The organism is Rathayibacter sp. VKM Ac-2857 (assembly GCF_013205025.1).
In the GTDB taxonomy this organism is placed as follows: domain Bacteria; phylum Actinomycetota; class Actinomycetes; order Actinomycetales; family Microbacteriaceae; genus Rathayibacter.
The window spans coordinates 1,490,597-1,515,960 of record NZ_JABMLE010000001.1 but is presented as its reverse complement, the minus strand read 5'-3'; the positions used below and the strand labels follow the sequence as shown (position 1 = coordinate 1,515,960).

Sequence of the window (25,364 nt, the reverse complement as noted above, 5' to 3'; positions counted from 1 at the left end):
CGGCGCCTTCTGAGACGCTGAACAGCACGAGAAGGAGGGCTGCGGGACGATGCACACCAGCTCCGTGGATCCGCGGGACGTCGACGCCGAGGTGACGACGCCCGTCTACCGCGTGTATTTCGCCGAGACGGAGACGATGGTCGACGAGATCCGGATCACCGGCGCGCGGGACGTCCTCGAGGTCATCGGCTGGGCGGAGAGCGACGCTCGCGGAGTCCCGTTCACGGTGTACTGCGAGCACCCCAGCGCCTTCAACCCGGGGAGGGTGACGCTGGAGCTGCTCCTGTCGCGCTGAGCGAGGTGCTGCTGGGCGAGGTCTCAGCGCGGCGGCAGCGCGGCGCCGGCGACGGCCGAGCTGCCGAGGTCGCTCTGGGGGAGGGGCTCGTCGGAGGCGAGGGCGTCGGTCCAGGTCGCGGTGTCGGCGACGGCCGCGAAGTTCGAGTTCAGCAGGGCGAGCAGCGTCGTGTGAACGGTCTCGGCGTCGACGGAGCCCGCCGCGTTCGAGATCGCGATGGCGCCGGTCGCGTCGGAGAGCACCTCGGCCTTCAGCCCGTGCGTCTCGGCTTCGGCCGCCGAGGCGAGGATGCAGTTGTTGGTCATGTAGCCGACCAGGGTGATCGTGTCGACGTCGTGCTCGCGCAGCCAGGCGAGCAGGTCGGTGCCGGCGAAGACCGTGCCGAACCGCTTGGTGATCGACTTCCAGTCTTCGGTCCGGCGGCCTTCGATCTCGGGGTGCAGCGCGAAGCCGGGGGTGCCCGGTGCGAAGACGGGTGCCCCCTCGCCGCTGCTGTGCTGGACGGCGGCGATCGGCAGACCGGCGGCGGTGGCGGAGTCGAGCGCCGCGGCGATCGCAGGCAGGGACGACGCGTGCGGCGGGTAGCGGATCTCGAGCGGCCCGGCGAAGTACTCCTGCTGGACGTCGACGAGGATCAGGGCGCGGCGGGGTGCGGTCATGGTGTGTCTCCTTGATCGGGGTGGTGCTGACCAGCCTGCCGTCTTCGGGGAGTCGACGGACTCGCGGATCGACGGGAGCGGCGGTCAGGTCGTCGCGAGGGCGATCCCGAGGAGGAGGAGCGAGCCGGCGGAGGCGAGCACGCGCGCGGTGTTCGCGCGGATCCAGGCGCGCTCGAACCCGCGCCGCGCGTCGGGGAGCGAGCCGTCGGCGGACCGGTCCAGTCGCAGGTTGAGCGGGATGCTGCGCCCGAAGGTGACGACGTACTGGAGCACCGCGAGGGCGAGGGCCCCGCGACCGCGGCGGTCGTCGCGGCACCGGCGCCGCCGGCGAGGGCTGCGACCAGCGCGGCGGCGGAGGCGAGACCGCTGCCGACGAACGACACGGCGAACAGCGGGTTCTGCACGGCGGCGTTGATCGAGGTCATCGCGCTGACGAACGCGCGGTCGTCCGTCCGGGCCAGGCCCGGCATCACCGCGCAGGCGAAGGCGTAGAAGAAGCCCGCCGCCAGGCCGTTGGTGACGAGCGCGGCGAGCAGGAGGGGCACGAGGAGGGCGTCGGGCACGGCTGCCTTTCCAGAGGGTGGCGCAGGTGGACGGTGTGCGGCGGACGGGGGATCGGTCCGTGCGAGCGCGTGCTCACGTGAGGAAGATATGGCGAGCAGCGGCGGTCCGCTCGGCGTGCACTGCGTCCATGCTCGCCGACCAGCCCGCCCAGCGGGGCACCAATGCTGATCGAGTAGCTCGCTTCGCGGGCGTATCGAGCGGAGGGGGTGCCTTCGGCGCCGGCGCAGGGCGGGGAAGAGGGCAACGTTCCTGCGGTGGTGGGTCTCTTAGGAAAGATCACCTCATCCATATGGGGAAAGTCATGCTGATCGAGTAGCCCGCGCAGTGGGCGTATCGAGATCCCCCACCGTCAGGACGCTGAGTCTGCAGACCCGTCCTGCTGGTGACGGTGGGTCTCGATACGCCCCTGCGGGGCTACTCGACCAGCATGACGCGGCGCAGCCGCGTCCTTTCCCCCGCCACCGAGTCGCGAAGCGGCTTCGCCGCTCGATACGCCCCTGCGGGGCTACTCGAACAGCATGTTCTGCGGGCGTCTCTTCCAAGTAGATCCACCACCGTCAGAACGGTGCGGGGGTGTCGTCGAAGCGCGGTCCCGGCGGCGGGTCGGGTGGGCGGCCGGGCAGGGGTGGCGGGCGGTTGCTGATCCGTCGGCCGGTCGGGCTCGTCCACTCGATGGTCCCGTGGTCGTCGATCCGGTCGTAGCTCCACTGCTCTCCGTGCCGGACGTGGTGGTGGGAAGTGCAGAGCATGACGAGGTTCTCGAGAGAGGTCTCGCCGCCGTTGCGCCACTCGATGGTGTGGTCGGCCTCGGCCCTCGATGCAGTCCGGGTGCAGCCGGGGAAGCGGCAGGTCTGGTCCCGGAGCTGCAGGTGCAGGCGCATCTGCGGCGGCGGGACGCGCCAGGTGCGGCCGACCGAGTTGACGGCGCCGGTGTCCGGGTCGACGAGGACTCGGGTGAAGGATGCGGCGGTGCGGATCAGTTCGCGGGCGTTCTCCGCGGGGACCGGGCCGTAGCCGTCGAGGTCCGCGGGCGCGTCGTCGAGACCGACGGCGGTGGAGGCTGCGAGGGTGAGTCGCACCTCGGCGCGGACGCCGGGGACGAAGGTCGGGTCGGGTCGATGCTCGGCGTTGGGCGTGGTGCCGGCGATGTCTCCGTCGCAGAGCAGGTCGATCGCGGCGTCGGCGCTGAGCTGCTGGAGAGTGCGGGGGGCGCCTTCGTCGCGGAGGGTGCGGGCGATGCGACGCAGGCGGTCGTAGGCGCTGGAGACGGCAGGCGCCGACCCGTACACGCAGAGCGTCGCCATCCCATCGACGTCCGGGGTCACCCACACGGCGCGGTCCTGACGGGCTCGGGCGTGGCGCTGGGCGAGGGGATCCTCGTGCAGCTCCTCGCGCCAGCGGCCGAGGGCTCGGCGCAGCTGCGTGGTGGTCATCGTGAGGGCGGCGTCGGCGGCGCGCTCGTCGAGCGCCGCGCGGGACGCTTCGGGGAGGCTGCCGGCGGTTCTGCAGATCGCCTCGCCGACCTTCCAGAGGATCCGACCGTCGCGGAGCAGGGCGCGGGTGAGCGGCAGGTGCTCCATCAGGAGCTGCGCGGTCTCGAGACGGCGGGAGACCTCTTGCTCCGACTCACCGTACGCCACCGCCAGCTCGGCGCGGAGGGAGCGCTCGACCAGGTCGCGGGTCTCGCTGCGGGTCGCGCCGCGGGCGAACGACTCGGGGACGGTGAGCGCTTTTCGGTAGCCGCGGTGCATCCGTTCCGCGGCCCGAAGGCGCGTCGGGGACGCGGCGCGCTCGGCGGCGGCGGAGTCGTCGAAGCAGTCGCGCACCTCCGCGAGTGCCGCTGCATCCTCATCATCTGACATACGCGTATTGAATCAGGGACCACCGACACCGGAGTGGGATCGCGGGCCGATCGGGGAGAGTGGGGTCAAATACGGGGTTGGGGAGGAGGCTTGCTGCCGGATGTCTCGGCGGTGGTGGGTCTCGATACGCCCTTCGGGCTACTCGACCAGCATGGACCGCCCCCCGACCGGGGTTGGTGCTCGATATGCCCTTCGGCCACTCGGCCCGCGTGCAAGTACCGCCAAAGGGCTGCTGCTCGACCAGCGTGCGGGGCCGCCTGGGGCGGCTGCTCGAGGGGCGGGCGGCCTCATGCTGATCGAGTAGCCCGCGGAGCGGGCGTATCGAGATCCACCACCGTCAGAACAGAAGTCTGCAGACCCGCCCTGCTGATGACGGCGGGTCTCGATACGCCCCTGCGGGGCTACTCGACCAACATGTTGCGGCGCAGCCGCGTCCTCTCCCTCACCACCGAGACGCGAAGCGGCTTCCCCGCTCGATACGCCCCTGCGGGGCTACTCGACGAGCATGAAGGGCCGCCGCCGTGTCCTCCGCCTCAACATCGAGACGCGAAGCGACGGCGCCGCTCGATACGCGACCGGCGCCCGGCGCTACTCCGTCTCGGTGCGGGTCTCCGTCTCGTCGGAGGAGGTGATCTCGGTGTCGGTCTCGTCGGCGCGGTCGCGGAGCGCGTCGGCCATGGCGCCCGCGCCCTCGTCGCCGTGGTCGTGGTCGACCTGCTCGATCAGGCCGCTCAGCTTGTCGTCGTTGCTCGCGTCCTCGGCGCCGTCCATGACGGGGCCGTTCTGCTCTGTGTCGCTCATGACTGCCTCTCCGCGCCGCCGGGGGTCGACCGCGCGACTCCGACGCTACGGACCGCGCCGCCGCCGCACCCGCCCTTGACGCGGCGACCGCGCCGTGGGAACGCGAACGGCCCGGCTCCTTCCGAGGAGGGAGCCGGGCCGTTCAGGCGGGACGGATCAGGGGGAGCGGATCAGTTCTTGATCACCAGCGTGATAGAGGCGCTGGACCCCACGTTGCCCGCGGCGTCCGTGGCCTTGGCGACCACGACGTAGGTCGCGTTCGGCCAGTTCTTGCTGTTCGCGGTCAGCGACCAGGTGCCGTCGGCCTGCTTGACGCCGTCGCCGAGCTTGGTCGAGCCGGACCAGAAGGCGACGCTGGTGACTGCGACGTTGTCGCTCGCGTTCGCGACGAGGGTCACGGTGCCGGTCACGGTCGTCTGGCTGGCGGGCGAGACGATCTTGGCCTGCGGCTTTACCGTGTCGGCGCCGGAGGTCGGCGTCGGGGTGGCGGTGGGAGTCGCGGTCGGCTTCGGGGTCGCGGTCGCGGTGGGCGTCGCGGTCGGGGTCGGCGTCGCGGTCGGAGTGGCCGTCGGCTTCGGGGTCGCGGTCGCCGTGGGCGTCGCGGTCGGAGTCGGCGTGGCGGTGGGCGTCGCGGTCGCGGTCGGCGTCGCGGTGGGGGTCGGCGTCGGGGTGACGACCGTCCCGACCGGGATCGTGCTCACGCCGTAGCCGTAGTAGCGGCCGGAGACGGGGCTGGTCGGGTCGCCGACGAAGGTGCGCCCGCGGTCGAGCGTGGCCGACTTGGCCTGGGCGATCACCTGGGCGATGACCTGCGCGGGGCTCTTGCCCACGCAGGATCCGCCGGCCGCGAGGCAGTCGAGGACGACACCGGAGGCGGCGGCCGTCGACATGCTGGTGCCGGTCTGGATGTACGCGTAGGTGTTGCCCTTCTTGGTGGTGTAGGGGCAGGTGCCGGGCGCGGCGATGGTGTGACCGGCGTCGGCGGCCGACGCGAAGTTGCTGTTCAGCGTGTAGTTGTCGTCCTTGGTGGTCACGTTCGAGCACGGGACGGCCGCGAGCGAGCCCGGCTTGCCGTCGTAGTTCGCGAAGTTCGTGACGGCGAGGACCTCGTCGTAGGCGGCCGGGATGTACTTCGACAGGTCCGCAGCGGAGTTGCCGGCGGCCGAGACCACGGTCACGCCCTTCGCGACGAGGTCGCAGACCGCCTGGTGGATGGTGTCGCCGTTGGTGCGTCCGCAGTTGTTGTCGTCGACGCCGTTCGTGGCGAGCGACATGTTGACGACCTTGATGTTGTAGGTCGCGGCGTTCTGCGACACCCAGTCGAGCGCGCACATCAGGGTCGAGATGCTGCCCTTGTTGTTGGCGTCGAGCGCGCGGACCGAGTAGATCGGCGCACCCGGGGCGATGCCGACGGTGCCGGAGCCGTTGTCGAGCGCGGTCATGTAGCCGGAGACGCCGGTGCCGTGGCCGTTGGCGTCCTCGGCGGTGCCGGAGCCGAAGCAGTTGACCTGCTTGGCCAGGTTGTAGTCGGGGTGCGCGCTCACGCCGGAGTCGATGACCGCGACGGCGGGCCCGGTCCAGTTGGTGACGCCGTCGCCGGCGGTGACCGGGGCCTTGTCGGCCTCCGCGGTCAGGACGTGGGAGGGCATGGTCTGCGCCTGGCCCTCGACCACCTGGTCGGCGGGCGAGAGGCCGAGGACACGGCTGTCCGCTGCGAGGATCGCGTGCTGACGGGCGGTCAGGGTCGCGGTGAAGCCGGAGACGCCTCCACCGTAGGACGCGTCGAGCGAGAGGCCGAGGGCGCTCGCGAGCGTCGTCGAGACCGCCTTCGAGTCGACGGTGACGACGTAGCGGCCGGCGCCGGTCTGCGTGGCACCGGTCTGCGTGGTGCCGGTCCGGGCGGCATCGGCGGCCTGCGCGGGAAGCGCGGCGGCGCCGACGAGACCGGCGGTGACGACGGCTGCGGTGGCGGTCGCGGCCAGGAAGCGGCGGAGACGACCGGCGGGGCGGCGCGACGAGGTGGAGCGAGGGATCACGAAGGTCCTGAGTTTCTGTGCGGCGGGCGGGGCGGGGTGACCGTGCGGGCTCGGCGGGCAGGGGTGACCGACGACCACCGGATGCTGCGGGCGACCGGCGGAGGAGTGCAAGGGGGATCAGGAGCCAAAGCTAGCCGCCCCAGGTTTCCGGCGCACTACTCTTCGAGATTTTTCAGCGGGCGGATTCTGGGGGCGGGGGTGTTGATCATGGCGGATCTCGATACGCCCGCTGCGCGGGCTACTCGATCAGCATGGGTCGCCCACAGGGCGGGCTTCCGATCAGCATGGGTCGCCCACAGGGCGGGCTGCTGGCGGAACATGCTGGTCGAGTAGCCCCGGAGGGGCGTATCGAGACCCGCCTTCGCAGGCGCGGCTGCTGATGGGGGTGGATCTCGATACGCCCGCTGCGCGGGCTACTCGATCAGCATGGGCGCAGGTCAGCGCGGGCGCGGGGCCCGCAGCACGTCGCGGTAGACCGCGATCGTGGCGCGGGCGATCGCGTCCCACTCCAGTGCGGAGAGGTCGGCCGAGGCGTCGTCCGCGACGGTGCGCTCGTCGAGCCAGGCGAGGGCGCCGTCGAGCGCCGCGGTGTCGAAGGCGCCGTCGTAGAGCCGCACCCAGTCCGGGCCGACCAGCGCGGCCAGCTCGTGCATCGCGCCGAGGTCGGGCACCAGCACGGGCCGGTCGGCCGAGACCGCGAGGATCGCCGAGCCGGAGTTCTGGATCGCCGAGTAGGGCAGCACGACCAGGTCGCTCGCGCGCAGCCAGAGCGCCATCCGCTCGTCGCTGAGGAAGGACAGCTCGAGCCGGATGCGCTCGTCACCCGCCGCCGCCTCCTCGATCACGCCGCGCAGCGGTCCTCGAGCCGGATTGCCGGCGATCGCGAGCAGCGTGCCGTCGTCCTCGCGGTCGCGGAAGCGCTCGATCAGGGTCGGCACGTTCTTGTACGGCCGGATCTGGCCGACCGACACGACGAGCCGCGCGTCCGGGTCCAGACCGAGCTCGGCGCGCGCCTCGGCGCGACTCGCCGAGAAGTCGTAGTCCTGCCGGTAGTGCCCGTGCGGAGTCACGAACGCGGGCACCGCCGCGAGCTCGGGGTAGGAGCGCCGCATCGCGGTCACACCCTCCTCCGAGAGGCAGACGATCGCGTCGAGGTTCTCGGTCAGCAGCCGGCGGTACCAGTTGCGCAGGAACGGGGTGCCGCGCTCCTCGTGCGAGGTGACGTTGTGCGCGGTCCAGATCAGCCGGGTGCCGCGCAGGCGCGCGACGCGGAGGAACGCGAAGAAGAAGACCAGCCGCGCGACGATCCGGTAGCGGCGGACGCCGCTGAGGAAGGTCAGATCCGGCCAGTGCAGGTGCACGACGTCGACCTTCGCGAGCAGCAGGCGCGCCCAGGAGAGGTCGCGCACGAGCACGCCCTCCGCGGTCATCGCCGTGTAGAGCCGCGCGTTGTACGGGTTCGCGTAGCGGGTGCGGAAGGCCGGCTCGGCCTCGACGCGCAGGCGGCGGCTCCGGGCGTCCTCGCCGGAGAGCAGTCCGCGCAGGCGCGTGCGCAGGCGGCCGCGCAGGGTGCGGGTCCCGCCCGCGATCATCGGGCGACCTCCGCCGCGCCGGTGCCGGGCACCCGGCCGAAGAGCGTGCGCTCGGCCTCCGGGTAGCCCACGCGCCAGTCGGCCCGGCGCTGCCAGACCTCGGTCCAGGCGCGGCGCTTACGGCGGGTCGCGGTCTCGAGCACCGTGCGCACGAGCGCACCGGCCTGGAGCAGCGCGATGCCGATCCGGGCCGGCAGCGGCTTCCAGGCCAGGCGGATCATCGTGGCCTTGCCCGCCATCACCATGCACATCTTGCGGCCGGAGTTGCCGGCGGTCGCCGCGTCGCGGGTGGAGGCGCCGACGTCGTGCACGATCACGGCGGTCGGCACGATCACCGGGCGCAGTCCCGCGCGGCGGGCGCGGATCGAGAACTCGGCGTCCTCGCCGTAGAGGAAGAAGCGCTCGTCGAGCCGGCCGACCCGCTCGTACTCCTCGCGCGGCATCAGCAGCAGGCAGCCGGTGATGATCGGCACCTCGCGCACGCTGTCGCGCTGCCAGCGGCCGAGCGACTCCGGGTCGAGCAGCGGATTGCCGCGGAACGCGGTGGAGAGCATCGTCGCGTAGGTCAGCAGCGACCACAGGCTCGGCGCGCCCCAGCAGGACGAGGGGTCGACCGAGCCGTCGGGCCGGAGGGTGCGCCCGCCGTAGACGCCGTAGCGCGGGTTCGCGACGGCGAACTCCAGCAGCGCGCGGAACGAGCCCTCGAGCACGAGCGTGTCGGGGTTCAGCAGCAGCACGAAGCGCTCGGTCGCCGCCGCGACGCCGCGGTTCACGCCGCGGGCGAAGCCGAGGTTGTCGCCCGCCTCGATCACGGTCGCCTCGGGGTGCGCGGCGCGGATCGCCTCCGCGCTGCCGTCCTCGGAGCCGTTGTCGACCACGATCACGTGCGGGGGCGTCGGCGCGTCGCCGAGCGGGATCGACGCGAGGCAGGCCAGCGTCTTCTCTCGGGTGTTGTAGCTGACGACGACGATCGCCAGGCTGGTGTCCACGGCCTCAGGCACGATCGGCCTCCGGTCGCTGCCCGATCACCTTGGCGGGCACGCCGCCGGCGATGCAGTTCGCGGGCAGGTCCTTGGTGACCACGGCCCCCGCGCCGACGATCGCGCCGTCGCCGATGGTGACGCCCGCGACGACGACCACGTTCGCGCCGAGCCAGACGTCCCGGCCGATCACGATGTCCTTCTCGATCTTCGGCTGGTCCATCACGGGCGTGCCCTGGACGATGCCGTAGTTCGAGGCGGTGATCGTGACGTTCGGCGCCAGCAGGCACTTCGCGCCGAGGGTGATCCGTCCGGTGCTGTTGCCGGCCCAGAGCAGCGAGTTCTCGCCGATGTGGGTGCCGGCGCCGAGCGTGATCCGCTCCGCGTTCCGGAACGACACGTTCGGCGCGAACGAGACGTCGGCGCCGCGGGTGAGGCGCGGCACCTGGTCCGCGTGGCTGTACGCGTGGAAGTGCAGCAGGCGCACGGCCTGCAGGTAGGTGCGCACCTTGGTGAGGGTGCGCAGCGGTCCGCCGCCCTGGCTCATCGGCCGGCTCCGTTCGGTTCGTGGTCGTCCGGCGATCCGGCGGGGGTCTGCTCGGCGAGCGGATCGATCACCGGCGCGCCGATCTCGGTCAGCGAGGCGGCGATGGAGTCGATGAACAGGTCGGCGTCGAGGTCCGACCGCACCGAGATCGCGATGTCGAGCCGCTTGGTGAACGAGCTCGCGAAGACCGCGGCCTCGTCGTCCGGCTCGGTCACGGGCCAGAGGGTCATCGAGGCCAGCTCGGCGGTGCCGAACCAGCGCGGGCGCAGGAAGACGGGGAGGTAGGACGCGTAGCCCTGCCAGTCCTTCCGGCCGCGGGTGATCCCGCTCTCGCCGGTCTCGACGGCGAGCTGCACCTGCTCGCGCACGCTCGCCACCGTCTCGGCGAGCCCGAGCGACACCGGGACGGCCACCCGCACCATCGACACGTGGTTGCGCTTGACCTCGTTCTTGTCGCGGCGCGGCGACACGGGCACGAGCGTCGCGATCTCCTCGCGCTCGGGGTGCAGGGCGGCGAAGGCGTGCAGGGCGAGGGCGACGGTCAGGTCGGCGACCGAGCCGCCGGCCGCGCGGGCCGCCGCCTTCGCGGTCTTGAGGTCGGCGGTGAGGATCGCGGCGTCGCGCGGCTTGATGCTGCGCTCGAGCAGTCCCGAGCGGCGGATCCACCAGTCGCGGGCGGCGCGGATGTTGCGGCCGCCGACGCGGGTGATCCGCTTCTTCAGCGGCTTGCGCTTCCACTCGGTCCACTCGTCTGCGAGCGAGGCGTGGGTCGAGGCGATCTGGCGGCGCGCGGCGAGCGTCAGCGAGAGCGGGCCGCGCGGCGGTCGCGGGTCGTCGGGGAAGCGCATCGGCGCGCGGCTGTACGGCGCGAACTCGATCGGCTCGCCCGACGAGAAGGCCTGGATCAGCACGAGGCCGAACATGCCGTCGCCGAGCGCGTGGTGGATCCGCACCGCGAAGCCCAGCTGACCGGTCGAGAGCTCGACCACGAGGATGTCCCAGAGCGGGCCCTTCGGGTCCATCGGCCCGTTGAAGGCGCCGGTGAGCAGCTCGACGTGGCGCGGGTCCCACTCGACGACGCCCGGGTGGAAGCGCACGTGGTCGCGGACGTCGATCTCGTCGACCGACACCCACGAGGGCGTGAACAGGCCGAGCGGCGCGCGCGCGAGCCGCTGCCGCACCGCGGGGGAGGTGCGGATGAACGCCTCCCAGGCGGAGTAGACGAGGTCGCGGTCGAGCGAGCCGTCCGCGCGGCGGAACGGCGCATCGTCGACGATCATCGAGCCGGTCGGCCGGGCGACCTCGTAGACGACGGCGTTCGAGACGAACTTCTCGTCGAGGGTGCGCAGCGGCTCGGCGTGCGGTCGCCCGGTGCGGCGAGGGTGTCGGGTCATGGCGGTGCTCCCTGGTCGGAGGCGGCGGAGGGGAGCGGTCAGCTCGGGGTGCCGGCGGGCGCCGGCGAGGCGGGCTGCGTGCCGGCGGGCGTGGTGTCCGCGGGCGTCGTGTCCGTGGGCAGGCGGATCGGCGTCGGCGGGTACTCGTCGACGAAGGTCGAGCCGGAGAGGCGGAGGTGGCGCGAGCGCAGGTAGCCGCGGAGGATCCCCTCGACCATCGCGAGCTCGTCCTTCGCGCCGCGGCCCCGACGCTTGGCCGAGCGCACCAGGCGCCGGCCGCTGCGGACGGCGAGGGTCGCTGTCAGCCGCGCGCCGACCTTGGGCGACAGGCGCCACCACTTGCCGACGAGCGCGCCGAGCCCGAGCCCGTAGCCGCGCATCAGGCGGCGGTAGGCCACGGGGTTGCGGGTGTTGACGTGCAGCACGACGCTGTCGGGGACGAAGACGGCGGTGCCGCCCGCGGCGAGCGCGCGGCAGAAGATGTCGAGGTCCTCGGCGCCGGCGAGGTAGCGGCCGGCTCCGAGGGTGTCGTCGAAGCCGCCGAGGGTCTGCAGCACGTCGCGGCGGAACGCCATCACCGCGCCGTGGCCCGCGTCGAGACCGCGGACGGCGGAGCGGTAGACGATGCGGTCGGTGGGCGGCACGTCGGTGTCGACGAGGGTGTGGTCGAGCATCCGCCCGGTCGCCACGGTGACCCGCTCCTCCTCGAACGCGCGCAGCAGCGCCTCGATCCAGCCGGGCGTCGGCGAGCAGTCGTCGTCCGTGTAGACCACGATCGGCCGGTCGCTCGAGTCCAGCCCGAGGTTCCGCGCGATCGAGAGGCCCTTGGTGTCGGTGCGCACGTAGCGCACACCCGCGGCGAGGGCGACCTCGCGCGTGCGGGAGTCGGTCGACGCGGAGTCGACGACGATCACCTCGACCGCGGGGTCGGTGCCGGCCGCGACCGCCGCGAGGGCCTCCCGCAGCATGTCGGGACGCTCGCGGGTGCAGAGGACGATCGAGACGTCACTGGGGCTGAGGACTGAGGGGTTCACGGCTGGTCGTTCCTCGGCTGGTCGGAGCGGTCGTCGGAGTCGGCGGCTGAACCCGCACCTGCTGAGCCCGTGCCGGCTGAGCCCGTGCCCGCTGAGCCCGTGCCCGCCAGGTCCTCGCGCACGAGCGCCATCGCGGCGCGGTACGCGGCGACGAGGTCGACGCTCGCGCGCTCCCAGGTCAGGTTGTCGCGGTTGTCGAGGGCGGCCCGGCGCATCCGCGCGAGCAGGGCGCGGTCGGAGGAGACCAGGTCGATCTGCGCGGTGAGCGTCTCGACGTCGCGCGGCTCGTGCACGAGCCCCTGCACGCCGTCCTCGAGGTTGGCCCCCGCGGCGGAGGAGACCAGCGGCACGCAGCCGGCGGCCTGCGCCTCCGAGGTGACCAGGGCGCTGCCCTCCTCGATGGTCGGCAGGATCAGCACGTCGGCGTTCGCGAAGACCTCGGCGACGTCGGCCGTGAAGCCGCGCAGCTCGACGCTCGGCTGCTCGAGCAGCCCGGCGAGGCGCTCCTGGTAGCCCGGGGTGAAGTCGCCGTAGACCAGGAAGCGGCCGGTGCTGCTCGCCTTCGACTGCTGCCAGGCCTGCAGCGCGTAGAGCAGGCCCTTGCGCGGCTCGATCCGGCCGACGAAGACCGCGGTGAAGACGTGGTCGGCCGCGTCGCGCGGGTCGGGATCGAAGCTGCGGGTCGTGTCGACCAGGGCGCCGTAGCGGTGGCGGAGGAGCTTCCGCGGCGAGAAGCCCTTCTCGAGGAAGGTCTGCTCGACCGACGCGGACGGCACCAGGATCGCGGTCGCGGCGGCCCACTCGCGCTCCTCGCGGCGCAGCCGCACCGCGTTGTAGGTGTGCGGCGAGCCGACCGGCGGCGTGATGCCGAGCCGCTCGTACTCCTCCGCGACGACCTCGAAGGCGTGCGCGGTGTGGGTGTTCGGAGCCTCGCGCACGGCGGGCACGCCCTGGCGGGCGGCCTCGTCGAAGGTGCGGGCCGAGCCCCAGGGCCAGCCGTGCACGACGTCGTAGTCGCCCTCGGCGAGGATCCGCGCGGTGACGCGGTCGTGGTGGGCGATGGAGCGGCTGCGGCCGAAGAGGCGGTGCGGGAGGCGGACGCCGCCGACCGTGAGGGTCGTCACGGCGCGGGCGACCGGGCCGAGCGGCTCGGTGATCGAGGCGGCGACGACGGTCACGCGGTGGCCCGCGGCGACCAGCGAGCGCACCTGGTGCAGCGCGGTCCAGCCGATACCCGGCGAGCCGATGCCGTGCGGGAACGAGTAGAGGATCGACAGCGGAGCGTCCGCGGGCGCGCCCGACGGGACGGCCGTCAGAGGACGGGCGTCGTGGTCGCGATCGAGGTCGCGTTCAGTGCTGTCGGTGCGGTCGGGTGGGTCTGCGGCAGTGGTGGAGCACTGGTGCTCATCATCCATGCGTCTCCTGTCGTGAGGGCGGCGCGCTCAGGAATGAACACTAGCCACCATCCTCGACCTCCTGAGAGGAACGCAAGTCCACTCCCGGCTCGGCGAGTCGTCGGTCCCGCAGACTTAACACAGCCGCAATACTTCCGGCATCCGCATGCCGTGGGTTATGGTCACAATGAGTGTGTCGGGGCACCGCACTCGTGGGGTCCCGGTTCTGTGCTCGTTCCGGCCCCTTCGCGGCATGCCCGAAGACCGGTGGAGCACAGCGCAGAACCACTCCGTACCGCCCGCCCTCCGCACCTGGCTCCGTCGTCATCCTCGACAGCCGCAAACCCCGTTCCGCCATCACCGCCGTGATGGACGGAGGCGTTGCTCCAACGATTGCAGCAGCAGTGCAACCTCCGAGCACGCGGCGCGTCGCCCCGAGGTCCTACACCTCGCCGTCTGGAAGTCGAGACCGAGATGTCCGTTCCCCTTTACCTTCGAGTGCTCTGGAGCTACAAATGGCTCCTCGCGGTCGGCCTCGTGGTCGCCGTGCTGGCCGCCATGGTCGCCGGCTACACCCTCAAGGACGGTGAGGTCGTCTCCCGTGCGGAGTCGGCGTACCGCTCCGACACCACGATCCTGCTCGGCGGCGGCTCGCGGAACCCCCTCCAGGCGGTCGAGCCCGGCCAGGCCCTCACCGAGGGCACGTCCGAGGCCCAGCAGAACGACCTGACGAACACCGCGGTCATCTACGCCTACCTCGTCAGCGGCTCCGAGATCCGCACCCAGGTCGAGGCCGCCATCGGCGGGTTCTCGCCCACCGAGGCCCTGAGCGCCGTGCGCCGCACCACCCAGCCGGCCGGCACCGAGCAGAACCCGGGCCGCTTCAGCCTCCCGATCCTCTCGATCGTCGGCGAGTCGACCGACCCGGCCCGCGCCGTCCTGATCTCGCAGACCGCGACCCAGATCTTCCAGACCTACATCACCTCGCAGCAGGAGGCCCAGGGCGTCGCCCCCGAGCTCCGCGTCACCCTCCAGGTCACCGACCAGGGTGCGGCCGTCGAGCAGGAGGGGTCGAACCCGATCATCCCGATCGCGATCACCGGTCTCGGCGTCTTCCTCGCCTTCATCGCCCTCGCCTTCATCCTCTACAACGTCCGCATCTCGCGGGAGCGCGTCACCGCCAACCGCGGCAACCAGCGCCGCGGCGAGTCCTTCCGCCGCGGCCCGGCCCTGACCGGCTCCGCCGCGGAGAACGGCCAGCGCCCCGCCGCGATCGGCACCGCCCCCGAGAACCCCGCCGGGCCGGGTGAGCTGGCCTCCTCCGGGAAGCGCAGCGCCACCTGAGCCGGTCGCAGCAGATGAGCACGCCGACGCTGAAGGGGACCCCGCTCGGGGTCCCCGGGAACGACGACCCGTACGCGGGTGAGATCCTCGTCCGCCGGACCTTCACGGTCCGCGCGGTCCTGTCGACCGTCCTGCTCGCGGCCGTCGCCGTGGCAGCGGTCTACTACCTCAATCCGCTGTACGCGGGGGCGATCCTTTTCGGGATCTCGTTCCTGTACCTGACGCGCAAGCTCGTCTTCAACTGGACCGGGGCGTTCATCGTCCTGCTCGCCGTCATCATGTTCATCCCGGTGCGCTACTACGCGCTGCCGATCCCGCTCGGCTTCGCGCTGGAGCCGTACCGGCTCGTCATCGTGATGATGGTCGTCGCGGCGATCGTCGCGCTGATGATCGACCCGACCTTCGTCTGGCGCCCCGCCGCGTTCGGCTGGCCGCTGGGCATCTGGGTGGCCTCGAGCCTGCTCTCGATCGCCGCGAACGTGCAGTTCATCTCCGAGGGCGGCCTCGGCAGCGGTGTCCTCGGCGCGATCGTCAACGATCTGCTGATGCTCTCGGTCTACTTCGTCGCCCGGCTCGTGATGCGCAACGAGAAGCTCGTCGAGGCCTTCCTGACCTTCCTGGTCTGGTCGGCCGTCGTCGTCGCCTTCTTCGCGGTCCTCGAGCGCGCGACGCAGCAGAACGTCTTCACCATGCTCGACAAGTTCCTGCCGCTCGAGCGCCTCGGCGCCGAGCAGGAGGCCTACCGCGCCGGCGGCTACCGCTCGTTCGGCTCGTCGCAGCACCCGATCGCGCTGGCCGTCATGTTCACCATGATGATCCCGATCGCGATCTACCTCTCGAAGTACGCGCGCTGGCCCTTCAACGAGATCAACCGCCGGATCATCTACTACGGCACGATCCTCGCCCTGCTGCTCGGCGTGGTCACCGCGGTGTCGCGCACGGCGATCGTCACGCTCGGCGTGATGTTCCTGCTCACGGTCATCCTGCGCCCGAAGATCGGCGGCTACCTGCTCCTGGGCATGGTCCCGGTGCTCGGCCTCGGCTTCGTCTTCATCCCGAAGATCCTCACGGACATGATCGGGTCGTTCCTCGACCCCGACGCGCTCATCGCCTCGCAGTACACCTCCGCGGGCATGGCGGGCGCCGGGCGCCTGGCCGACCTCGAGCCGGCCATGGCGATCGTGCGCGAGCACCCCTTCTTCGGAACGGGAGTCGGCAGCCGCATCGTGGTGGGCGAGGACAAGAACGCGTTCATCCTCGACAACCAGTGGCTGGGCACGCTGCTCGACGGCGGCGCCGTGGGCGTCATCGGCCTGGCCGTGCTGTTCCTCGTCCCGATCGTGATGCTGCTGCGCTACTCGTTCAAGAGCACCACCACGCCGCAGTACGCGAGCCTCGCGTTCGCGATCGCGGTCCTGCTGCTCGGCTACACGGTCGCCGCGTACTTCTACGACGCCTTCGGTTTCTTCCAGTCCTTCATGCTGTTCTGGATCCTCCTGGCCGTCGGTGCCTGGGTGCTCACGGAGGCGCCACGGAAGTCGACCCGCCGGCGCCTGTCGCCGGAGGAGGCGGGGCACGTCTCCGCCTTCACCCGCGGGGGCCCCCACCTCCCGGGCAGCCAGCCCGCCCTCGGCTCGCACGTCGGCGCTCACGTCGTCCGCAAGCCGGCTCCGATCGAGTCGTGAGCGCGCGCGTCAGCGTCGTCATCCCCGCGCACGACGAGGGGGCGGTGATCGCCCGGCTCCTCGGCGCCCTGGTGGCCGGGGACCCGGAGGGCCGGCTCGAGATCGTGGTCGGTGCGAACGGCTGCACCGACGACACCGCCGCGGTGGCGCGGGCCGTCGATCCTCGGATCCTGGTGGCGGAGACGCCCCGGGCCTCGAAGATCGCCGGCCTGAACGCGGCCGACGAGCTCGCGACGGTCCTCCCGAGGATCTACGTGGACGCGGACGTGTCGGTCTCGGCCGAGACGCTCCTGGCGGTCGGCGACGAGCTGGCCCGCCCCGGCGGCCCGCTCGCGGCGGCGCCGGAGTTCCGCGTCGACACCCGGGGGGCCTCCTGGCCCGTCCGGGCGCACTACTCGATCTGGGAGCTCTCCGACTACCGGGCCCCCGGCCTGGTGGGCTCCGGGATCTACGGCCTGTCGGCCGAGGGGCGGAGCCGCTTCGGCGCCTTCCCCGAGATCATCGCCGACGACCGCTTCGTCCAGCAGCTCTTCACCCCCGAGGAGCGGCTGACGCTCCCCGGCCGGTCCTTCTCCGTGAAGGCGCCGCGCCGGATGCGCAACCAGATCAAGCGCACGGTCCGCATCGCGATCGGCAACGCCCAGCTCGCGGCCTCCGGTCTCGTGCCGGACCAGGCCGGGACCGCCGGCGGCGGCCCGCTCGCTCTGCTGAAGCGCGTCCTGCGCCGGCCCTCCCTGTGGCCGGCCTTCCCGATCTACTGCTACGGCTATCTGCGACCCCGCCTCGAGGCGCGGTCGATCATCGCTCGAGGAGGCGTACCCGAATGGAACCGCGACGAGACGACGCGCGCGTGACGGGGTCGACCCCCGCGGGCGGCTCCTCCGCCCGCCACGGCACCACGGCGAGCGACGCCCAGATCGAGGCGGCGATCGACGACACCGCGCACACCACCGAGACGCTGGCGACCGACGCGATCGCGCAGTCGCCGACCGTGGGGGACGGGCCGAACCTGCCGCCGAAGTCCGACCTCGGGCACAAGGCGAGCCGCGGAGTCATCCAGACCCTGGGCGGCCTGTGGGGCAAGACCGCGATCCAGCTGATCTCCACGATCGTGCTGGCGCGCCTGCTCTCGCCGAGCGACTTCGGCCTGCTCGCGGCCGTCACGGCGATCGTCGGTGTCGCGGACCTGGTCCGCGACTTCGGTCTGACCGGCGCGATCATCCAGGCCAAGAAGATGAGCGAGACCGTCTGGCGGTCCGTGCTCTGGCTGTCGGTCGCGCTCGGCGTGGTCGGCACGATCGTGATCGGCGCCTCCGCCTGGCTCATCGCCGGCATCTACAACGAGCAGGCGCTGGTCGTCCTGACGCTCGCCGTCGCCCCGACGCTCTTCATCAACAGCCTCTGCATGCCGCTCCAGGCGCGCGTGCAGAAGGAGATGAAGTTCGGCCTGATGGCGCAGATCGACGTGGTGTCGATGCTCGTCGGCGTGATCGGCTCGATCATCGCCGCCTTCCTCGGCTGGGGCGTCTGGTCGCTCGTCGTGCTGCAGGGCGGTGCGCTGATCTACCGGTTCATCGCGCTCTGGGTCGCGGCGCGCCCCACCTTCGGCCGCCCGCAGATCTCGCGCGAGGTCATCCCGCTGGTCACCACCGGCGGCAGCATCTTCGGCGTCCAGCTGCTCAACTACTTCGCCCGCAACGTCGACAACGTGCTCATCGGCGCGCAGCTCGGCACGGGCGTGCTCGGTCAGTACACCCGCGCCTACTCGCTCTTCCTGCTCCCGCTGCAGCAGCTGAACGGACCGCTCGGCCGCGTCGCGCTGCCCGTGCTCTCCTCGCTCCAGGACGACGGCGAGCGCTACCGCCGCTACGTCCGCGGCGCGCTGCTCGTGATCGGCTACCTCACGCTGCCGACCTTCGGCGTCCTCGCGGCACTGGCCGGACCGCTCGTCGAGCTGCTGCTCGGCCCGCAGTGGTCGTCCTCCGCGACGATCCTGTCGCTGCTGTCCATCGCGGGCATCGCGCAGGGCATCGGCAACGTGCAGGGCTGGATCTACATCTCGCTCGGCCGCGTGCACCGCCAGCTCGTCTACTACGTGGTCACCCGCCCGCTCGTCATCGGCTCGTTCTTCGTGGGCCTGTGGTGGAACGGCGTCGAGGGCCTCGCGCTCCTCTACGGCCTCACCACCCTGGCGCTGCTGGTGCCCGGCTTCTGGCTGGCGATCCGCGGCACCTTCGTCCGCGGCTCCGACGTGATCGTGCCCGTCCTGCGCCCCGCGCTCGTCGTGCCGTTCATGTTCGGCGCGGCCTGGGCCGTCGGCGCGTACACCGATCTGCCCGCGATCGTGCACCTGCTCGTCGGCGGACTCGCCTCGCTGGTGCCGCTGGCGCTCGCGATGGCGATCCCGGCCTACCGCCGCGACATGAACCAGATCCTCGCGTTCGTGAAGCAGGTCCGGAAGCCCAAGCCCAAGGGCCCGGCGACGCCCGCCGCGCCCGCGTCGCAGACCACCCCGGCCGCCGAGGGAGGCACCGCATGATCCGCTCCACACGCTCCCGTCGTGCCGGCGTCCTCGCCGTCGTGGCCGTCGCCGCCGCGCTGCTGGCCGGCTGCACCTCCGCCCCGGCGCCCGCCGAGACGACCGAGCCCGCCGCGTCGGGCGAGCTGCCCTTCGCGGCCGGCTCGATCGCCGCGATGGGCGACTCGATCTCGGTCGGCGTCGCCGCCTGCGGGCAGAACAAGCCCTGCCCGAGCGCGTCCTGGACCACCGGCGAGGACGAGACGGTCGACTCGATCGCCCGCCGCGCCGGCGAGTCGGTCGGCGCCGTGCCCGAGATCGAGAACGTCGCCTCCAAGGGCGCGACCTCGGCCGAGCTGCCGCGCCAGGCCGAGAAGGCGGTCGCCGCCGCCCCGGATCTCGTCACGATCCTGATCGGCGCGAACGACGTCTGCCGGAAGAACAGCGCCGACATCACCACGCCGGACGCCTTCCGCAGCAACGTGACGACCGCCCTCACGACGCTCTCCACCGGCGCTCCCGAGGCGACGATCTTCGTCTCCTCCGTGCCGAACCTGCTCGACTTCTTCGAGACCGAGCGCGGCGACTCCGAGGCCGTCTCGCGCTGGGCCGGCAGCTCCAACTGCAACTCGCTCCTCTACGAGCCCACCTCGGACGACGCGGAGGCGCAGGCCCGCCGCGACAACGTCTCGACGACGATCGACGCCTACAACGACGTCCTCGCCGACGTCTGCGGCGCGACCGCGAACTGCGTCTACGACCAGGGCGCCCTGCACGACTTCGACGTCACCTCGGACGACATCTCCGACGTCGACCACTTCCACCCGTCGCTGGCGGGGCAGGCGAAGCTCGCGGACATCGCCTGGACGGCGCTGCTCGCCAACGCCTCCTGAGGCGCTGAGCGGGCCGCCAGAGGGCGGCTGCGGGACGAACGCGAGGGCGGGGGAGCTGCGGCTCCTCCGCCCTTCTGCGTGCGCAGCGCCGGGTGGTGCGCAGCGCCAGGTGCGTGCGTGCGCGGGGCGTGCTGACGTGGGCCCGCTGCGAGCCGGAGGTGGTTCAGCGAGCCGGAGGTGGTTCAGCGTGCCGGAGGCGGGCCGGCGAGGTCGAGGGCGCAGCGGCCCTCGGGTCAGACGGCCTCGAAGCGGGTGTCGCCGCGCTCGGCGCGCCAGGAGGGGACGGCGGACGAGGCGCGGCGGCGCGAGCGCGCGCGGGACGGGCTGAAGCGGAACGACGGCACGGTCGGAGCCAGCGCGGCGGTGCGGCTCGCGGCGCGCAGCAGCAGCTCCTCGGTCAGCTCGTCCGGCGCGGCGGCGATGGCCAGCCCGCGCTGGTCGAGCTCGCGGGCGATCTGGATCTGGTGGTCGTCGATGTGCTCGCCGCGCGCGACGAGGCGCGGGACCAGGATCGGGACCTTGCCGTTCTCGATGGCCGTGATGGCGGCCCCGGTGCCCGCGTGGGCGATGACGACGTCCGCCTCCTTCACGGCCTCCTGCAGCTCGTGGTGCGGGACGCTCGCGCGCCCCTCGATGCCGTAGGGCGAGACGTCGGCGAGGCCGGTCTGCCAGAGCACCTCGGCGCCCTTCAGCAGCGGAACGGACGCGGCGATCAGCCTGTCGAAGGGGTAGAGGTCCTGGGTGCCGACGGAGATCACCGCGCGGCGGATCGCGGAGACGGGCTTGTCGGGGCCTGTCGTGTAGGCGTCGAAGATCGAGCCGCCGAAGAGCCAGCGCTCGTCCGCCCAGACCGGGTACTGCGTGTAGGTGTTGACGCCGGGCAGGCGCGCCATGATCTTGCCGGTGATCGAGGGGCCGTCGGCGCGCGCGGCGCTCTCGACGTAGTGGCACTCGATGCCGCGCAGCGACGCCTCGGGCATGAACGACACGGCCGGGCTCGAGCCGGTGCTGAAGACGGCGGAGTAGTCGCCCTTGGCCAGCAGGCGGTGCGCGATCAGCGCGTTCTGCACGATCGGCCGGGCGTCGCGCGGGGCGGCGAAGCGGCTGTAGGTGACCCTGCGGCCCTCGAGGAGGGAGCGGCTGAGGCCGTTGTCGAAGGTGACCCAGTGCTGGTCGGCGGGATCGATCCCGAAGCGGGAGGACAGCGTGAACAGCTGCTTCAGATGCCCTCCACCGGAGCAGACGAACAGGAACTGTGACATGGCGACCCTTCTCGCGTCCGGGGGGAGCTCTGGAGCTCGTCCTCCGGCGGAAGCTGACTGAGGCGGTGGTGCAGGGCTGAATGATGCGGGGGCGGCGTGGAGCCGGGCGGGAGCCCCGCTCCGTGCAGGAGCGGCCCCGTGGGGGAGATCCGGCGGCGTCGTGACCGCGCCCTCCCGGAGTGCGTCAGGACGTGGAGGCGTCCCGGGCATCGGCGGGTCGACGCTCAGGGAGGCGAACGCGGGGTGGGGCGGGGAGCCTGCGCTGCATCGTGGTCCTGGTCGGTCGGGTGGTGCTCGGGCGGGTGGATCGTGACGTCGGGTGCGACGCGGTGCCGGCACGGCGGGATCCGCTCCTGCGCCCGGGCGACTGCTCGCCGTCCGAGGACGTGGGCACAGCGGAACGGGCCGCGGTGCCACCCCCACGATAGTGAGGCACCCGGTCCCTGGCTACTCGGGAGACGGACCCGGTAAGGGGGATTGACCTAGCCCGCCCGCAGCGCCGACGGGGCGGAGCCGCCCGAGCGGGCGCGGCCGCCGTTCCGGTCGAGCAGGATGTCGAGCACCGTCTCGTGCCGGGCGGCCCAGGAGTTCGCGTGGATCCAGCCGAGGCGCTCGTCCTCGGTGGCAGGGCCGTCGGCGAGCGCGTCGTCGACGACCGCGGCGAACTCCGCCATGGTCGGGACGATGCGGATCCGGTCGCTGATGCCGTGGATCGGTGGCAGATCGACCGAGATCACCGGGCAGCCGCTCGCCACGTACTCGTAGAGCTTGAGCGGGCTCATCGCCTCGGTCAGCGGGGTGCGGCGGTGCGCGAGGAGGCAGAGCTCGACGTTGCGCATCGTCGCCACCAGCTCGCGGCGGCCGACGGAGTGGTGCAGGTGCACGTTCGCGAACGGGGCGAGCGGAGCCAGGTAGCCGGGGTCGGGCTGCGGGCCCATCAGCACGATCTGCAGCTCGGGGTGCGCGGTCGCGACCGCGACGATCCCCTCGACGTCGAGCCGGTCGTCCAGCGTGCCGACGTGCAGGGCGCGCGGGCCGGGGATGCGGCTGAGCCACTCGGGAGCGTCGGGCACGGGGCCGGTCCACTCCTCGGGCGTCACGCCGTTCGGGACGACGGCGTGCGGTCCGGTCGGCGCGATGCGGTCGATGATCTCCTGCGAGACGGCGGTCACCGAGCGGCCGCTGGTGGCGACCCGGCGGTAGGCCTCCTGGAACGCGGGCCAGTGGCCCTTCCAGCGGGTCGACGTCGTCCAGTCGTCGCGGGCGAAGAACATCACGTGCTCGGCCCACTCGAACGGCGAGAAGCCGGCGACGACGGGACTGGTCGTGACGACGACGGGGCGCACGAGCTCCATCTCGTCGGCCAGCTTCGCGATCCCCTGGTCGTAGGCGCGGTACTCCTTCTCGAGACCGGCGATGTCGGTCGGGTCGGAGCGGCGCAGGCGCAGCGGGGTGTGCAGGACGCGCTGCGGCGTCGACGGGAACTCGACCTCGCGGCCCAGCGCCCCGCGGACGAGCGTCGTCGGCAGGAAGCGGTACGGGTTGGCCACGATCAGGCGGCCGACCTGCGGGCTCTCCATCAGCGAGTGCAGGATGCGGTCCGGCGGGCGCATCATGCCGCGGCGGGCCGCGTCCGTGTAGGTCTCGTAGGAGAAGGTGAAGACGACGTCGCGGACGACTCCGTCCGCCGTCGGCTCGCTCGCGGAGGGCTCGGGCGCTGTCGATTCGGGCACGGTGTTCCTCACGCGAAGGTCCTGATGACGCGCGCGGGCACGCCGACGGCGACGGAGTAGTCGGGGACGTCCTCGCGGACGACGGCGTTCGCGCCGATCACGGCACCGCGGCCGACCGTCACGCCGGGCATGATCACGGCGTTCTCGCCGAGCCAGGCGCCGCGGCCGATGCGGACCGGGGCGATCCGGTCGACGCCCTGGTCGCGGATGAACCGCGTCGGGTCCTTGAAGCCGTGCGAGTGGTCCGAGATGTAGACGCCGCGGGCGATGCCGACGCCCTCCTCGATGATCACGCTCTGCACGGCGCTGATGGCCGTCATGTTCATCCGCACGCGGTCGCCGATGATCAGGGCGGGCGTGGGCGCGTCGTCGGCCGGGACCATCAGCATGCAGTTCGCGCTGATCAGCACGTTCTCGCCGATGGAGATCCGCTTGCCCTGCCCGGGTCCGATCCGGAAGGGCAGGCAGATCCGGGAACCCGCGCCGAAGCGGTGGAAACCGCCGGCGACCAGCTTGCTGAAGGCCAGATCGCGTGCTCGCTGCGCGAGGATCGCGAGATCCAGTCCGTTCAAGGCATCAACTCCAGGGATGTACGGCGGGCCGGACGGCGGGGGTGTGGACGTCCTGAGCCTGGGGGGGGTGTGGTGGTCGCGCCCGGGGGTGAGGCGCGCGGGATGGGACCACGATAGCGAGAGCCTCCTGTGCGCCACGAGTCCGTGCGGATCGGAACCGCGGTGTTTACCGCGCGGAAACACGCTGTGCGCTCGGCGCGCGTGCTTCGGAGCGCGCTCAGAACGGGGGTGCTCACCTGCACGGTGGCCGAGCATCCGGTACCGGGGCCGCCCTCCGGTGCCGGGAGCGTCCGCGGGAGCGTAAAATCGCAGGGTCCGCGGAGGCGGCCGCCCGTCGCCGGGCCGGCGCGTCCTCCGGATCGTGCGGGACACCGCACCGACGGACCCGGCGACGCCGCTCGGTCCCCGCCCTCGCGCGACCCCGACCCGCCCGCACCACCAGAGAGGCTCGACCGTGGCCGAAGCCGACACCGCCAGCCGACTGTGGACCCTGCACCTCGCCCGAGCCGCCGTCGCGGCCGTCGCCGGGGTGGTGATCACCTTCTCGCCCGACCACGGACCCGCCTTCGGCTTCGCCGTCTTCGCCGGGTTCGCGATCCTCAGCGGGGCCGTCGCGCTCGTGATCGGCCTGCGCACCCTCGCCGGGCGCGGCCGCACGCTCGCCCTCGCCTCCGCCGGGGTCACCCTCGCCGCCGGGGTGCTCGCGCTCGTCGCGCTGCCGGTCGCGGCGCTGCTGCCCTTCATCGCGCTGGTCGCCGGCTGGGCGCTCGTCTCCGGCTCCCTCGAGTTCTCCAGCGGCCGCCGCGGCACCGGCCTCGCCGCTCGCGACGCCGTGATCGTCGGCCTCGGCACGGCGCTCCTCGGAGCGGTCTTCGCCCTCCTGCCGCCGCACCCCGTCGTCTCGGTCGGGCTCCTCGGCGCCTACGCCGTGATGCTCGCCGTCTTCCTCGCGATCGCCGCGTTCTCGCTCAAGTGGGCCGCCGGCGCCGATGCCGCCGCACCCTCCACCCCCACCACCGGAGGAGACCGATGACCGCCCCCGACCCCGCCTCCTCCGAGCCGTCGCCCTCCGACGACGACTTCGCGCCGCGCACCTTCCGCCCCACCCGCAAGGACCGCCTGCGCCCGCTCGAGCTGATCGGCCTCTCCGCCGTGATGGCCGCCTTCGTCGGCCTCGTCGTCCTGATGTCGACCCGCGAGTTCGTCGTCGCCCTCATCGGCTTCGGCGTCGCGTTCATCGTCGTGCTCGTCGCCATCGCGATGTTCTCGCTGACCTTCAAGCCGGACGAGGCCGAGATCGCCGACCTCGACGAGCAGGACGGTGCTCACTAGGTCGGTGCGACTGCGTCGCTCCTCCCCGCGGTCGGCTTCCTGAGGCGGTCGAGTTCCGCAGAGCGTCTTGCGTCCGCTGCGCGGAATCGCTTGGCACGCGATTCCGCGGTGCGCACGCACCTGCGGTGGAGCACTGCGGCCGGGTCCGCGCCCATGCTGGTCGAGTAGCCCCGCAGGGGTGTATCGAGACCCACCGTCGCCAGCCGAGTGGCGGCCCGCGCGCCGGGCGCTCTACCGGGAGACGTCGTCGCGGTCGATCTCGCCGAGCGCGTAGGCCAGGCTGCGCGCGTAGATCTCCTCGAGGCGGGACGCGACGATGCGGTACTGCACCGAGCGGCCGCGGCGCTGCTCGCGCGGGAGGTTGCCGAGGACCACTCCGGCGTCCTCCAGCTCGATGAGGTGCCGGTAGAGGCTCGTCGTCGTGGCGCGGCCGGTCGGCAGCTCCGGACCGATCGCCTCCACGAGCTCGCCGAAGAGCAGACCCTGCTCGGGACGCGCCGCCCGGGACAGCGATCTCAGGATCCCCCGGTTGATCTCACTGCCGACCACCCGGACGGCCAGGTCGGCCTCCTCCGGGGTCGCTCGGCTCCTCGTGGACGACGCAGACGATGGCATGCCCCCATCCTCCCGCACGGGTCCGCCGAACGATACCGCAGGCGCGTATTGCCATACCGCCGTGAGTACCGATGATTCGCGCCACGCGTGTGATGATTCCACTGAATGGTTACCTTGGTGTCCGTCGGCAAGCCTCTCGCTCGTCGGCACGCGACCGCATCGGCGGTCTCGTGGGGCGTGTGCCTCGACGGACGAAGAGGAGAGAACCGCATGAATCGAGTGCGACGGGCTGGGGAGCCCTCCCGAGACGGC

At 72.2% G+C, this 25,364-nt stretch carries 23 protein-coding genes; 8 read left to right on the top strand and 15 right to left on the bottom strand.

From position 1 onward, the window contains the following. Positions 1 to 49: 49 nt before the first annotated feature. Positions 50 to 295, top strand: coding sequence for a hypothetical protein (locus HQQ86_RS07095; RefSeq protein WP_173287361.1), 246 nt, complete (start codon positions 50 to 52; stop codon positions 293 to 295). Between the two features lie 23 nt (positions 296 to 318). Here the strand turns inward: HQQ86_RS07095 and HQQ86_RS07090 are convergent, their stop codons facing one another. The 11 genes from HQQ86_RS07090 to HQQ86_RS07040 form a co-directional block, all read right to left on the bottom strand. Next, on the bottom strand, positions 319 to 954 hold the full coding sequence (locus HQQ86_RS07090) for an isochorismatase family protein (RefSeq protein WP_173287360.1): 636 nt from the start codon (positions 952 to 954) through the stop codon (positions 319 to 321). Between the two features lie 84 nt (positions 955 to 1,038). Beyond that, positions 1,039 to 1,227, bottom strand: a complete 189-nt coding sequence (locus tag HQQ86_RS07085) for a hypothetical protein (RefSeq protein ID WP_173287359.1) — start codon at positions 1,225 to 1,227, stop codon at positions 1,039 to 1,041. An 848-nt stretch (positions 1,228 to 2,075) separates the two neighbouring features. Further along, on the bottom strand, positions 2,076 to 3,380 hold the full coding sequence (locus HQQ86_RS07080; RefSeq protein ID WP_173287358.1) for an HNH endonuclease signature motif containing protein: 1,305 nt from the start codon (positions 3,378 to 3,380) through the stop codon (positions 2,076 to 2,078). 588 nt (positions 3,381 to 3,968) lie between these two features. Continuing rightward, complete coding sequence (locus tag HQQ86_RS07075; RefSeq protein ID WP_173233385.1) at positions 3,969 to 4,181, bottom strand: hypothetical protein; 213 nt, start codon at positions 4,179 to 4,181, stop codon at positions 3,969 to 3,971. Between the two features lie 170 nt (positions 4,182 to 4,351). Further along, positions 4,352 to 6,217 (bottom strand): Ig-like domain-containing protein, encoded by a 1,866-nt coding sequence (locus HQQ86_RS21985; protein ID WP_173287357.1) that lies wholly within the window; start codon positions 6,215 to 6,217, stop codon positions 4,352 to 4,354. A 437-nt stretch (positions 6,218 to 6,654) separates the two neighbouring features. Further along, on the bottom strand, positions 6,655 to 7,809 hold the full coding sequence (locus HQQ86_RS07065) for a glycosyltransferase family 4 protein (protein WP_173287356.1): 1,155 nt from the start codon (positions 7,807 to 7,809) through the stop codon (positions 6,655 to 6,657). Beyond that, positions 7,806 to 8,810: a glycosyltransferase family 2 protein gene (locus tag HQQ86_RS07060; RefSeq protein ID WP_173287355.1), complete on the bottom strand. Its 1,005-nt coding sequence runs from the start codon at positions 8,808 to 8,810 to the stop codon at positions 7,806 to 7,808. Before HQQ86_RS07060 ends, HQQ86_RS07065 begins: the two co-directional genes overlap by 4 nt. Further along, a complete protein-coding gene (locus HQQ86_RS07055) occupies positions 8,803 to 9,336 on the bottom strand; it encodes a DapH/DapD/GlmU-related protein (RefSeq protein ID WP_123705671.1) in 534 nt (177 codons plus the stop codon). Before HQQ86_RS07055 ends, HQQ86_RS07060 begins: the two co-directional genes overlap by 8 nt. Beyond that, positions 9,333 to 10,730, bottom strand: a complete 1,398-nt coding sequence (locus HQQ86_RS07050) for a wax ester/triacylglycerol synthase domain-containing protein (protein WP_173287354.1) — start codon at positions 10,728 to 10,730, stop codon at positions 9,333 to 9,335. The genes HQQ86_RS07055 and HQQ86_RS07050 overlap by 4 nt, the downstream gene beginning before the upstream one ends. Before the next feature lie 38 nt (positions 10,731 to 10,768). After that, complete coding sequence (locus tag HQQ86_RS07045) at positions 10,769 to 11,764, bottom strand: glycosyltransferase family A protein (RefSeq protein ID WP_173287353.1); 996 nt, start codon at positions 11,762 to 11,764, stop codon at positions 10,769 to 10,771. Further along, complete coding sequence (locus HQQ86_RS07040; protein ID WP_173287352.1) at positions 11,761 to 13,179, bottom strand: glycosyltransferase family 4 protein; 1,419 nt, start codon at positions 13,177 to 13,179, stop codon at positions 11,761 to 11,763. Before HQQ86_RS07040 ends, HQQ86_RS07045 begins: the two co-directional genes overlap by 4 nt. A 453-nt stretch (positions 13,180 to 13,632) precedes the next feature. Between HQQ86_RS07040 and HQQ86_RS07035 the strand changes: the two genes are divergently transcribed. From HQQ86_RS07035 to HQQ86_RS07015, 5 genes are read left to right on the top strand one after another with little or no spacing between them, the layout of a single operon-like run. Then, positions 13,633 to 14,502: a hypothetical protein gene (locus tag HQQ86_RS07035; protein ID WP_173287351.1), complete on the top strand. Its 870-nt coding sequence runs from the start codon at positions 13,633 to 13,635 to the stop codon at positions 14,500 to 14,502. A gap of 14 nt (positions 14,503 to 14,516) precedes the next feature. Continuing rightward, positions 14,517 to 16,187 (top strand): O-antigen ligase, encoded by a 1,671-nt coding sequence (locus HQQ86_RS07030; protein ID WP_173287350.1) that lies wholly within the window; start codon positions 14,517 to 14,519, stop codon positions 16,185 to 16,187. Beyond that, on the top strand, positions 16,184 to 17,041 hold the full coding sequence (locus tag HQQ86_RS07025; protein WP_173287349.1) for a glycosyltransferase: 858 nt from the start codon (positions 16,184 to 16,186) through the stop codon (positions 17,039 to 17,041). Before HQQ86_RS07030 ends, HQQ86_RS07025 begins: the two co-directional genes overlap by 4 nt. Next, a complete protein-coding gene (locus HQQ86_RS07020) occupies positions 17,011 to 18,726 on the top strand; it encodes a lipopolysaccharide biosynthesis protein (protein ID WP_173287348.1) in 1,716 nt (571 codons plus the stop codon). The genes HQQ86_RS07025 and HQQ86_RS07020 overlap by 31 nt, the downstream gene beginning before the upstream one ends. Beyond that, entirely contained in the window at positions 18,723 to 19,598 is an 876-nt protein-coding gene (locus HQQ86_RS07015; protein ID WP_173287347.1) for a GDSL-type esterase/lipase family protein, read from the top strand. Before HQQ86_RS07020 ends, HQQ86_RS07015 begins: the two co-directional genes overlap by 4 nt. 233 nt (positions 19,599 to 19,831) lie before the next feature. Here HQQ86_RS07015 and HQQ86_RS07010 read toward each other — a convergent pair whose 3' ends face one another. The 3 genes from HQQ86_RS07010 to HQQ86_RS21695 form a co-directional block, all read right to left on the bottom strand. Beyond that, positions 19,832 to 20,860: a glycosyltransferase gene (locus HQQ86_RS07010; protein WP_173287346.1), complete on the bottom strand. Its 1,029-nt coding sequence runs from the start codon at positions 20,858 to 20,860 to the stop codon at positions 19,832 to 19,834. A gap of 482 nt (positions 20,861 to 21,342) precedes the next feature. After that, on the bottom strand, positions 21,343 to 22,593 hold the full coding sequence (locus HQQ86_RS07005; protein WP_173287345.1) for a hypothetical protein: 1,251 nt from the start codon (positions 22,591 to 22,593) through the stop codon (positions 21,343 to 21,345). Positions 22,594 to 22,601: 8 nt separating this feature from the next. Next, positions 22,602 to 23,165 (bottom strand): DapH/DapD/GlmU-related protein, encoded by a 564-nt coding sequence (locus HQQ86_RS21695; RefSeq protein WP_173287344.1) that lies wholly within the window; start codon positions 23,163 to 23,165, stop codon positions 22,602 to 22,604. A 454-nt stretch (positions 23,166 to 23,619) separates the two neighbouring features. On the opposite strand from HQQ86_RS21695, the gene HQQ86_RS06995 reads away from it, so the two are divergent. Beyond that, positions 23,620 to 24,198, top strand: coding sequence for a hypothetical protein (locus tag HQQ86_RS06995; RefSeq protein ID WP_159423626.1), 579 nt, complete (start codon positions 23,620 to 23,622; stop codon positions 24,196 to 24,198). Next, positions 24,195 to 24,497 carry a hypothetical protein gene (locus HQQ86_RS06990; protein ID WP_244231755.1) on the top strand — a complete coding sequence of 101 codons (303 nt, stop codon included), beginning with the start codon at positions 24,195 to 24,197 and terminating at the stop codon, positions 24,495 to 24,497. The genes HQQ86_RS06995 and HQQ86_RS06990 overlap by 4 nt, the downstream gene beginning before the upstream one ends. 231 nt (positions 24,498 to 24,728) lie before the next feature. On the opposite strand, the gene HQQ86_RS06985 is transcribed toward HQQ86_RS06990, so the two are convergent. Next, positions 24,729 to 25,112: a hypothetical protein gene (locus HQQ86_RS06985; protein WP_173287343.1), complete on the bottom strand. Its 384-nt coding sequence runs from the start codon at positions 25,110 to 25,112 to the stop codon at positions 24,729 to 24,731. Between the last annotated feature and the right edge of the window lie 252 nt (positions 25,113 to 25,364).